The organism is Lacinutrix sp. MEBiC02404 (assembly GCF_053601575.1).
In genome coordinates, this window is sequence record NZ_JBSHNV010000165.1 from 104,440 (window position 1) to 116,634 (window position 12,195).

Below are 12,195 nucleotides of genomic sequence, written 5' to 3' on the forward strand. Positions count from 1 at the left end.
AGCGTAATGTTATTTCGGCTTTAATGCTGAATCTATTTAGACTAATTCATTAGTATTTAAAATGTTCAATAAATTAAGTAAAACATTAGGTGACATTTGTATTTACTAATACATAAAATGTATCTATCCATACGAATCCATTATAATTCCTTTTCAAGCTCAATATCAATAAAACGAAAACCACCTAAAGGGATCTCAATTTTGATTTCAGAATCTGTATTTACTTTAAATTCTTCATTATTCAAAATATCTTTAATCTTTACTACTTTAATGTTATTAATTTTAACTGTAGCTGTCTCTGCATTAGGATTAATGTATCCATTCTCTACAATAGTTAATCGTAAATGTTTAGGTCCTGTTTGTGCTACAACCCAACCTACGTTTCCAGAAACTGATAATGGTAGTTTAGATGCGCTATTTATAATATCCTCTTCAATAACCTTATAATACTCACTTGGTTTGTAAGTGGTTTTACCATCTGGTGACATATAGTTTTTACCATCTGTATGGTATTCTTTCATAATATTTTTATACCAAGGATGTATATTTTCTACTAAAGGTTTTCTAACTGCTTCTTTGTCTGCAAAAACGCCGTTTTGAGGTGGTGTTATTAATACCATACCATTATTATACTTCGGAATAAAATTTAAGCGTCTCTCCTTTGCTCCTGCAGCATACCTTGAAAAATCCCATTCGGTTAAAGGTGCACCTGGCCAAGTCCCATTTAATCTACTAAATGCAAAGTCATCTAAATTATCTCCTTCCTTTTTAAAAAACGTTAACCATTTTACATTGCTTGAGCTTGTTACGTACTCTTCATTAGGATTATTAATACTTAAATGTACAGGCGAAAAACTTAAAATATCAGAACGTTCTGGAACGTATAATGCACCTTCGGCTATTAAATCCCAAAGTAAACTCATATACTCTTGATCTACTGGAAAGTTATCGATATACTGTGCACCACTGGCAATAGAATATACCATGGTTCTTAAAAAATGGTTTGGCAACGTTTGGTTAGAATGCTGACGTAAACGATCAAAACTAGTATTATCTCTAGCTCCACGTACACCCCAACTATCTACAGATCCACTAGCCCAAAGTCCTAGTCTTGAAGTAAAACTTAGCTCCATAGACTTATCTGTTGTTTCCTCCATTGCTGGCACAAATACGTTTGCATATTTACCAGAAACTAAAGGCTTCCACATTGGCATGTAAACATCTGCTTGCCAAAACAAATGCTTGTTACGCATGTACAAATTACCATTTCTGGTCTTAGCATGATTTGCTAAAGGCCAATACATTTCATTCATAACATATTTAAATTCCTCTGAAGCATCAACAACTTCTGGGTAAATTAATACTGTTTTATTTCCATTGGCAAAATCCATACCTTTTTTAGTAGTTTCTACTTGATACATAAATGGATCGTTACCGTGTCCTCCCCAATATGAAATACCTTTACCATTAGATTTTTGATGCTTTTTCTTAATAATCTCTAACACTTCATCTTGAGATAAAATATATTTCATTCTGCGGTCACGCTTATTTCTATATTTCTCACTTGTCATTGAAGAACGATCCCATTTTTCTTTATCAAAGTTTCCTCCCGTTAAGAAAATTGGATTATTATATTTAGCCTCAATTTTATCAATTTTTGCTCCAACACCTTGCTTTTTTCTATTTTCTGACATGAAATATACTGGAGCAGATTCTTTTTGATATGAAGGTTTTTTAAAGCTTTTTAAATTTTGTTTGATATCTGCAGAATTAGATAGAATCTCCTGTATTTTACCTGGTGGATTCAATTTTTTATAATCGCTTTTCCAATCGTTATTATCAAAATCAATAATATGAACAGCACTACCTCCACTTTGTGCACTAGCCAATATTACTTTGTTAGCATTAGGATCTTTAAACATATCATTAAAAGAAAATCGTGTTGGTATTACTTCCGCATTACCTTGCGGTTCTCCAATATTAGAGAGAACTATATTACTTCCAAATAAAGCCATATAAGCTGGTTTACCGTTGTTATCTATAACTTCTGGTTGTATAACACGATACATGCCTCTTTTCAAAGATTCTTTATCTTTAGCTTTACTTAAATCTTGAACGCTTTGATTATTAGGGGCTTTTATATCCATAATACGGAACGTCATTCCTTTAGCTTTAGCTCCAGTACGTCCTAATAAAATTTCACTACTACCATCTGCATTAGCATCAACAACTCTTAAGTCTCCATAAGGTCCACGTTTTTTTACACTAACAGTTTCAAAAGGCAACTTGTCTAAAGGGTTAAATAAATAGATTGATCCATCGCCATTCATACTATTTTGAACACCATTAACAATTAAAATGTCTTTTCCATTAAGCTTTCCTGGTCTTAAAAAATTGGCAACATGTAAACCAGATGGAGGTAATTCTTTATGTGAATTACCAAATGGTTTTTCTATAGAATATGTTTTTGAAGCTATTTCGTTTACCAATTCTCCTTTTGGAGATACGTAGTAAAAACTATTATCGAAACCACCACAAACCACATACGCTTTGTTGTCTTTATTAACAACACATACTGAATACATTGGTGCGTCATTCTGTTTAAATTGCCAAAGTAAATCACCTTTGTTATCTAAGCAGTACACAGAACCATCTGCATTGGCTGCTAAAATTTCATCGTTACCATCATTATTAATATCTGCTGCCCAAATATCATGGTTCATATAACCAGATAGTTTGTTTTTCCATAAAATATTTCCACTATAACTTACTGCTACAATAGTTCCTTCATAACTAGTTGCTGCTATATAGGTTTGATTTTTGTTTACTGCAGTTCTTACTTTGGTAATTGTTAAACCAGTTTCAATGCTAAGTAAACCTTGTTCTGGATTTTTTGCTATTTGCTTGCTATCTTGTGCAGAAGAACAATTAATTAGCGTAAGTGAAATTACAATGAAACAGAAATGTTTTAATGTTTTCATGTTGCAGGATTTTATCATTCGTGTTGTTATTATTTATGAATTGAACATATGGTTTATTACTGTAAATATCTTATTACAAATTGCGATTAATGTATGCTGAAATAAATATAATGTCTTTGTGAATAATTCTAGACTAAAAACAACAAAAAGACCGCTAATAAGCGGTCTTTTTAATAAAACATAATATTTAAAGAAATTTACTCTTTAACAAATCTCTTTGTTGCAACTCCTTTATTAGATGTCAATTTAATAACATAAACACCATTAGATAGTGTAGATACATCTAAAGTATTTTTAACTGTATTAGAAGATATTACTTCTTTACCAAGTAAATCGTAAACAGCTACATTGCTAATAGTATTATTAGTAGAAATGTTTAATATGTTTTTTACTGGATTTGGGTACAAGTTAAATGCACTTAATGTGTTTTCTTCTATACTTAAAGTACTAGGGTCTACAATCTGAATTCGGTTAACCTCTATTGATCCACCATCTAGATTACCAGCTGTATTTACAAAACGTAATCTTAATTGAAAACTTCCAATCCATGTTGTGCTTCCTGCAGGAACATCAATTTGGTAAGATTGTTCAGCTATGTCTGCAGCAGTAATAGCTATTGTTTCTATAGTAGTTACACCTCCAGATACCGTTTGAAGTACTAAACTGTTAGCATTAGAGTTGTTTTTAAAATCAAGAAGAACAGTTGTTAAAGTAGTTGGATTACCAATATCATTAGCACTTTTTCTAAGCTGCAAGTTACTTCCTCCACTGCCTGTTGTTGCTGTTAAAATACCTGTAGTTGCCGAGTGACTTGATGAACTACCTGGACCGTTTACTGAAAAACCTTCATCGTCAGTATCGAATGTGTAATCAATTTGAGCAAAAGATGTAGTACAAACTACAAGCGCTAATGCCATAAATGTTTTTTTAAGTAAAGTTGTTTTCATAATATTTGTTTTAATATAGTTTTTAATTAAATCAAATGTATTTATGAATAACAAAAAACATGTTCCTTATGGTTAATTGTTTGTCTTTATGAGTAAATTTATACAACTATAAGCAAAGTTAATTAGTAATTTTTCTTTGACTCTGAGGCATACTTTCCGGGAGATGTTTCGTACTTCTCCTTAAAAACTTTAGTAAAATGTGTTCTGCTTTTAAAACCCGTCATTGTAAATACTTCGTTTACAGATAATCCTTTTTGAGCTAAAAGATCTGCGGCTTTTTTAAGTCTATATATTTTTAACAACTCGAAAGGTGTTTGATTTGTTAGCACTTTTACTTTTTGATAAAAGTGTGTACGATTAAGATATAATTCCCTAGCAAGATTATTTAAATCGAATTCTTGATTATCTAAGTTTTCTTCAATTAAACTATAGAGTTTTTCTAAAAACGCATTATCATTTCTGTTGTTCTTATTATTCTCTTTGGTTAATGGAATACCAACTTGATAACGCTCTCTAAGTTGCTTTCTAATGGTTAATAATGCTTCTACATTAGTAATTAAATGCTGTACATTAAACGGTTTTTTAATATAAGCATCTGCACCATCTCTAATGCCTTGAAGATGGTCTTCTATATTTGTAAGCGCAGTTAATAGAATAACAGGAATATGACTTGTTTTTAAATCTGATTTAATTCTTAAACACAAGTCTAAGCCGTTCATTTCTGGCATTTGCACATCGCTAATTACAATATCTGGCCACTCGTCTTCCATGGCTTCAAAACATTCTTTACCGTTTCTAAAAGACTTTACTTCAAAATAATTAGCGAGTAAATTAGAAACAAAGTTTCTCATTTCTAAATTATCTTCAGCATAAAAAATAACAGACTTTTTAAATTCGCCAGAAGTAACAATATCTAACGCTGTATTTTTTTGAATAAGCTTAGAACTTACAGATACCTCTTTTTCTTTTGGTAAATCAATTTCATTTAGAACATCTGTAGGTAAATGCTTTTTTACAATTGGTAATCGAACAGTGATAGTTGTTCCTTCGTTTTTAATACTCTCCGCAGTAATAAAACCGTAATGCATTTCTACTAATCGCTTTGAGAATGCTAAACCAATTCCAGAACCACTAATATGTGTATTATCCTTATTTTGCGATTGATAAAAACGTTCGAAAATATGTGCCAGATCTGCGCTATCTATTCCTTTACCTGTGTCTGTAACTTTTAAAATTAAGTCTTTGTCGTTTTCTTTAGTGTACTCTACTTTTATTAAATCGTCTGTACTTGTATACTTGAAAGCATTATTAAGTAGATTATTAAACACTTTCTCTAACTTCTCTTTATCTGCCGAAACGATAATTATAGAGTCGTCACCAATAAACTCTATTTGTTTACTATCATTATCTGCCAAAAACTTAAAATCTACAATTATATCTTTAATAAAAGTATCAAAATTAAATCGCGAATAGTGCATTTTAAGCATATTTGCATCTGCTTTTCTAAAATCTTGAACCTGCTCTATTAATTGTTGTATTTTTTTAGACTGTCTTGTTATTAAATCTAACTTTTCATTTGCATCTGGATTATTTCTAAAAGATTTCTTAAGTACATCTAATGGTCTTGAAATTAGCGTTAATGGTGTTTTAATTTCGTGTGAAATATTTGCAAAAAACCTTAATTTGGCTTCATTAACTTCTTCTACTTTATCTTTTTCAAATTGTTCTATTTCTACCTTATGATTTAAGCTTTGAATTTTAACAATAACGCGAACAATAGTATATGCCGCAAGTAATCCTAAAAAAGCATAAACCAAATAAGCTAAATTAGTATTCCATTTTGATGGTTTAATCTCAATATTTAAGGTTTTGGGTTCAGTCCAATCGTTTAAAGAATTAGAAGCCATGACGCTTAATTTATACGAACCAGGTTGTAAACCGTTATAAGAGATTGTTTTTTGGTTTGATGGCACCTCTATCCATTGCTCGTTAAAAGGGAGTAATCGGTACTTTATACCATGGTTTTTTGGATTTAAAAAATGTAAACTTGTAAAATCTACAGAAAACACATTTTCGTTATGCTTTAGGGTGATTTTATCAACTTCAGAAATACTTTTAGAGAGCAGCACTCTTTTATTAATAGTATCTCCCGGTATAATTTTTTTATTGAAAATTTTAAAATTTTCGAATGTTATCTTCGGAAGTGCTTCTGCATTTGGAACATCGTTTGGATTAAAGCTAATAATCCCATCAAGACCAGACAACAATAACATACTATTTTCTTGACGACTAGAAGCATACCAAAAATCTTCGAAAGCTAAACCGTCAGAATTATTGAATTTTCTAAATTCTCTTTTTTGAGTATTAAATAAGTTTAAGCCAATATTTGTAGCGACCCACAAGTTATAATTATTGTCGTAAAGTATGCTTTTTACAACATTATTAGACAATCCATTTTTTTCTGTAAACGAAATAAAAGTTGGTGTTGTATTAGAATTTAACACTTTACAAATCCCACCGCCTTCTGTACCTATCCATAAGTCGTTATTAGGTAATCTTATTATTGAAGTTACAAAGTTACTAGAAATAGAATTTTCATTTAATCTATTATGTGTAAAAGACTCTATATTAGACGCTTTTACTGATACGCCTTTATTATTTTCTATTTTAATTAAACCTTTAGACTGTGAGCCTACCCAAACAAAATCATAAACAGGATCTGCATAAACACGTCTAGTAATTAGAGTTGTTTCACCTTTAAAAAATTTATTATCACTTAATTTTTCAAACGTTTTTAATGCATTATTGGCCTTTAAAACAATTTTATAGACATTAGTATTAGATGCAATCCATATATTTCCAAATTTATCTTCAGTAAATGATCGTAATGCAAAATTAGTGTTGTTGCTAAAAACAATACCCTCTACTTTTTCTATAGTCTTGCTTCCATTAGTAATTCGTCTTAATCCATTTTCATCTCTAAACCTTAACCATACATTTTCTTTAGAATCAACATATACTGCTGATATTAAAGACAAATCGGTTTTAGAAATTTGAAATGGGAGCCTTTCAAACGTATTACTTTGGGTGTTTAATATCGTTAAACCTCCAAGAGAAGAAGTTAAATAGACTCTATTTTTATCGATTGAAGTAATATGAGTCACGCTAGCTGAACCTAAACTAGTAGTAAAACTAGAGTTAGTACGAAAATTACAAAACGGATTTTTATTGGTATCAAACCTATATACACCTTCATTAAAAGTTGAAAACCAACAATTATTATTTGAAGTTGACATTAGACTACTAGCTCTTAAAATAGGTAAACCGTCATTAAAAGTTTTTATATTAAAATTGTCCTGAGATTTAAAATTCTCAACATCTTCAATAGAAATTAAACCTTTATTTAAAGTACCTAACCACAAGTTGTTTTTTGTATCTACAACAGCACTATTAAACTGGTAGTCACTTAAATCTTTACGTTTTAAACGGAATGATTTATCTTTAGAATTCTTATTTTTTTCAATAATAGCGACACCATCAAAAAGTGTAATAAGAAAAGAATTATCATCAAGTTTTGTAATAGAATTACTATAAGTAATGTCTTTCTCTAAAATATTTTTAAATGTTTTGGCTTCAAAATCAAAAACCAGTAAACCTTGTGAAGTACTAATTAAATAATTAGATTTATCAACTTGCAAGCCTTTAAAAAAAGTAAAATCACTTTTCTGTTCTGGAACATAATGACCTATAAATGTGTAATCCTTGCTATTAAAAACAAACAAGCCATTACTTTCTGTTACACAAATACTTAAACCATTAGTCTTATTAATGATTATATCTCTAATTTTTAAAGATTGAAAACCAGCCTTACTTAATGCGTGAGATGTAAGTTTTCTATAATTATCTAGATCATATTCATAAATTGTAACGCCTTCATCTGTTCCGATCCAAATATTATTTTGTGCGTCTTGATTTAATGCTCTTACTCTATTACTTGTTAGAATATTATTATCTACAGTGTTCTTAATTGTTTTTAGCTCGTAACCATCATACTTATTAATACCCTCGTAAGTACCAAACCATAAAAAACCTTTAGAATCTTCTAACATTGAAGTTACTCCATTATGAGCCAAACCTTCGGTTATTGTTAGTTTTTGATGATAATTAAGCTCATGATTTTGAGACGTTACACCAAAAACAACGCAGATCAACAAGACAAATAATAAACAATGTTTTTTTAGCATATAACTTTTCCAGATTTACAAGAATAGTACAAAGTTATTTATAATTAAAATAACTTAATTGCTAAAAATAACTATTACAAAACTAATCTACTAATAAAACCAACCAATAACTGCATGTTTTTTTTATAACAAGAGCTCATTTCAGAATATAAAAACAAAAAAAATCAACCTTTACGAATAGCTTCAATCTTATTTATTTCTCCTACCTAAAAATTAATATTATCTAATGCTTTTACATTTTCTTTTAACTGATTAGTAGAGCTAGCTCTAATAAGAACGGAGGTAATCTCAGGTTTATTTAACAACCATGAAATTGCCATTTGCGATAATTTTTGATCTCTTGCTTCTGCAATAGTGTTTAATGCTTTTACTTTATCGATAGTCGCATTTACTTTATTAATGTCTAAATGCCTGCTTTCTTTTGCTGCTCTAGAATTAGGAGGAACACCATTAATATTTTTATCTGTAAGCATACCTTGAGCCAAAGGTGAAAAAGCAATACAACCTAATGCTTCTTGTATTAACGTCTCTAATAAACCGTCTTCAACCCAACCTTCTAAAATAGAAGAACGTACTTGATTTACAATAAAAGGCACTTTTAAATCTTTTAATAATTTTGAAGCTATTTTAGTCTCTTCAGGTTTATAATTAGAAATCCCTACATAAAGCGCTTTCTCTTGCCTGACAATATCTGCCAAAGCCCCCATTGTTTCTTCTAAAGGTGTGTTTGGATCTGGTCTGTGATGATAAAACACATCTACATAATCCAACTTCATACGTTTAAGACTTTGGTCTAAACTTGATATTAAATATTTTCTAGAACCACAATTCCCGTATGGCCCAAGCCACATATCGTAGCCTGCCTTTGTAGAAATAAACAACTCATCTCTATACCTTTTAAAATCTTTTTTAAAAATCTTGCCAAAATTCTTTTCTGCTGAACCATAAGGTGGTCCGTAATTATTGGCTAAATCGAAATGTGTTATTCCTAAATCGAATGCACATTTTAAAATGTCTCCTGTTTTTTTATTGTGCCACCATTTTGGTTGAATATGAGTTTTGCTCCAAGCCTGAGCAGCAGCTACTAGCTTTTTCAAAACTTCAAGATGAGTAGCACTAACATCATTTTTTTCGCTATTATCCTTATCTATATTAAATAGTTTTCTCTTTTTGTTAACGTACTCAGGAGTTCTAGAAGATATTGAAGGAATTGTAAATGGTTTAGAATGGTATCCAAATGCTATAAAAAACTTGCGATAAGAGCAAATTCCTGATTATGAGAATACGCATACTCACAAAATGATTTCTAAACCAGCAGGTGTTGCTGTTGCATACCTTGCTTGGAATTTCCCAATACTTAATGTTGGTTTTAAATTAGGGCCTGCTTTAGCTGCTGATTGTTGTTAAATAATTCTTAAAAAGGGGCTAATTCGGGATCACTACATTTTGGAAGTCCTCAAAACACCTATAAACATTAATAAATCGGCAATTATGGTTGGTCCATCATTCTCCGCAAAAGGAAAACCATAACGAAAGTCATGGTTTTTTTGTTTTATAAAAAAGGCGAAGTTTACTTTGGCATTTTGTGCAAAACAAAAAATACAATCCGTATTCTCTGCAAAATAAACCCGTAAGCGCAATGTTACGGGTTTATTATTTTTTAAGTAAAATCTTGATTAAGAATTTAAATAATTATAAATCGGTTTACCATAATTTCCAATCTAAATTATTATTATTATTATTATTATTATTATTAGGGAATCTCCATTTACAGGCCATCCAGCACATCATAAACTTTATAAGAGCTTAAATCAAAATAGCTAGCGTCGGATGTTTTCTTTAAAGTTGTAAAGTCCATTTGCATACTTGGTGTTTCCTTGTTTTTTTCAAAATGAACACTACGCACCATCATTCCTTCGGGATAATTTTCCTTTTCTTTCGGATTAATAGCCGCATACTTTTTAGAAAAATCCTTAACCTGTCCTCCAAAAAGATGGTTGCCGCTTAAATCTATTGAAATATCTTTGGTGACCCAAACATGAGCCTTTGTCTCTTCCTTTGTATTAAAATAAATATATTTAACACAATGGAAACCGTTAATCTCTTTTTCTTCCGTAGATCTTTCCCATTCGCCATGATCTTCTTCTAAATCCCCATATTTCCGGGCCATTCCTTCTGCCATTTTATTAAAGTTTATCATCGGCATTTTAGTTGCTGTTTTTTCCTTTTGATTTATCATGTAAGTAGCAACCCCTTTATAATCGAAAAGCATTCTGGTTTCATTTTTATCCCCTTCATTCATTATCATACATTCACCAGTTTCACCAAAAACTATTTTAGTGTTCATGGTTTCTTTTAACTTTCCATTTTTTTTAAAACTACGCGTCTCTATAACCATCGTTGCTTTTACCGGGTTTTCCGGAACAGGATAACGTTTGTCATTTTCATAAGTAATATCCTTTATAGCTTCACGTCCTTTTTCTCTTTGTGGTTCCGCGTGCTTCTCTTTCATGTCATTACGTATTTTACGTTTTATGAATCCTCTTTGTGCTTGAACAGGTGCAATGAAAGCTAGTAATAACATGGCTATTAGTACTCTTTTTAATAATTTTGTCATAGTTATATAATTTTAATTACTATTTGTAAGATGATTTTATATGCTGTCATAGAAAAAAATGCCGTTAACTAAAAAACATATTCTTTAACTCTTTATACTATTTTACCAAAAAGGTTAACATAGATTTAGAAAAATATTTAAAACAATATATAGTACAACCCTGTTTTAGTATGTATTCATTATACATATGTGCATTACTAGAACATTTGTAAGTGTTTTAGCAGTATTTCGATTATTTATATTCAAAAAGCAGATTTACAAATGTTACAAAGAAAGGAACCGCATAATGTTTACTTGAAAAACATAATCGATTATACCATAAATGAAAATCTGACACCAGACAAAAGAGTCGAAAAAACGGAAAGCGAATAGAGTGAATTACGAACTCCATAACAATTAAAAAAAACACTAAGACAGTGGATCAACACTATGCTAAAAGACTAAGATGAAACGGCAAAAAGAAAGCATCCTTAAAGTATTTATTACTATTTTTATAGTACAATGATATTAATCATATTTTACTTTAAAGCAATGTCTTAATTTTATATTAAATAATAGAACTTACAAATGAATATAGGTTTAGTCCTTTCAGGAGGAGGAGCTCGAGGCGCTGCTCATATAGGAGCCATAAAAGCTTTAGAAGAATTCAGTATTTCCCCAACGCACATATCAGGAACAAGTGCTGGAGCCATTATTGGCGCTTTATATGCCGCTAATGTGGGTTGGGCTGAAATGTTAGACTTCTTCAAAAACATATCGATCTTTCAAACCACTCGATATGCACGTAATAAGCCAGGGTTTATTAACTCCGCAAAATTTTATGACGACCTTAAATCCTATTTTCCTACCGACAATTTTGATGCTTTAAAAAAACCTCTATTTATTACAGCTGCTAATGTCATTGATGGTTCATTAAAAATATTTAGTAAAGGGCAACTCATAAAACCCATTATAGCCTCTGCCTCTTTTCCGGGTGTTTTCACACCAACAGAGATTAATGGCAAATTCTACATTGATGGTGGTACTTTAAACAATTTCCCAGTAGAACCTTTAAAAAAAGATTGTGAAAAAATCATAGGTGTATACGTAAATCCTTTAAAAAAAATTAGCATTAAAGATTTAAAACACTCGTATAGCGTCGTGGAAAGAGCCTATAAAATTAAGGTTGCCTCTGAATCTATGTCCAAATTCTCCGATTGCAATTTAATTATATATCCCGAAGAACTAATTAACTATGGCACTTTTGATATGAATAGTATAGACGCCATTTTTAATTTAGGGTATACAAACACAAGGAAAGCTCTCGAGGCCAACAAAAACATATTTAATACGTAAATTATTTTCTGTTTAAAAGTATGATCTAAATCATTTTAAACACATATAGGTTCCTTTAGCTTTGCTAGCTC

7 protein-coding genes are annotated in these 12,195 nt (G+C 30.6%); 2 read left to right on the top strand and 5 right to left on the bottom strand.

The genetic code is table 11. The annotated features are described in order from the left end of the window. Positions 1-140 precede the first annotated feature (140 nt). The 4 genes from ACVCXO_RS08340 to ACVCXO_RS08355 form a co-directional block, all read right to left on the bottom strand. Positions 141-2,981, bottom strand: a complete 2,841-nt coding sequence (locus ACVCXO_RS08340; RefSeq protein WP_203458113.1) for a PQQ-binding-like beta-propeller repeat protein — start codon at positions 2,979-2,981, stop codon at positions 141-143. A gap of 197 nt (positions 2,982-3,178) precedes the next feature. Then, entirely contained in the window at positions 3,179-3,928 is a 750-nt protein-coding gene (locus ACVCXO_RS08345) for a T9SS type A sorting domain-containing protein (RefSeq protein ID WP_452229130.1), read from the bottom strand. Positions 3,929-4,050: 122 nt separating this feature from the next. Further along, on the bottom strand, positions 4,051-8,172 hold the full coding sequence (locus ACVCXO_RS08350; protein ID WP_452229131.1) for a hybrid sensor histidine kinase/response regulator transcription factor: 4,122 nt from the start codon (positions 8,170-8,172) through the stop codon (positions 4,051-4,053). 206 nt (positions 8,173-8,378) lie between these two features. After that, positions 8,379-9,269, bottom strand: coding sequence for an aldo/keto reductase (locus ACVCXO_RS08355; protein ID WP_452229132.1), 891 nt, complete (start codon positions 9,267-9,269; stop codon positions 8,379-8,381). Positions 9,270-9,438: 169 nt separating this feature from the next. Between ACVCXO_RS08355 and ACVCXO_RS08360 the strand changes: the two genes are divergently transcribed. Continuing rightward, a complete protein-coding gene (locus ACVCXO_RS08360; RefSeq protein ID WP_452229198.1) occupies positions 9,439-9,579 on the top strand; it encodes an aldehyde dehydrogenase family protein in 141 nt (46 codons plus the stop codon). A 361-nt stretch (positions 9,580-9,940) separates the two neighbouring features. Here ACVCXO_RS08360 and ACVCXO_RS08365 read toward each other — a convergent pair whose 3' ends face one another. Beyond that, positions 9,941-10,789: a hypothetical protein gene (locus ACVCXO_RS08365; protein WP_452229133.1), complete on the bottom strand. Its 849-nt coding sequence runs from the start codon at positions 10,787-10,789 to the stop codon at positions 9,941-9,943. Positions 10,790-11,356: 567 nt separating this feature from the next. Here ACVCXO_RS08365 and ACVCXO_RS08370 point away from each other — a divergent pair. After that, entirely contained in the window at positions 11,357-12,124 is a 768-nt protein-coding gene (locus tag ACVCXO_RS08370) for a patatin-like phospholipase family protein (protein WP_452229134.1), read from the top strand. Positions 12,125-12,195 lie beyond the last annotated feature (71 nt).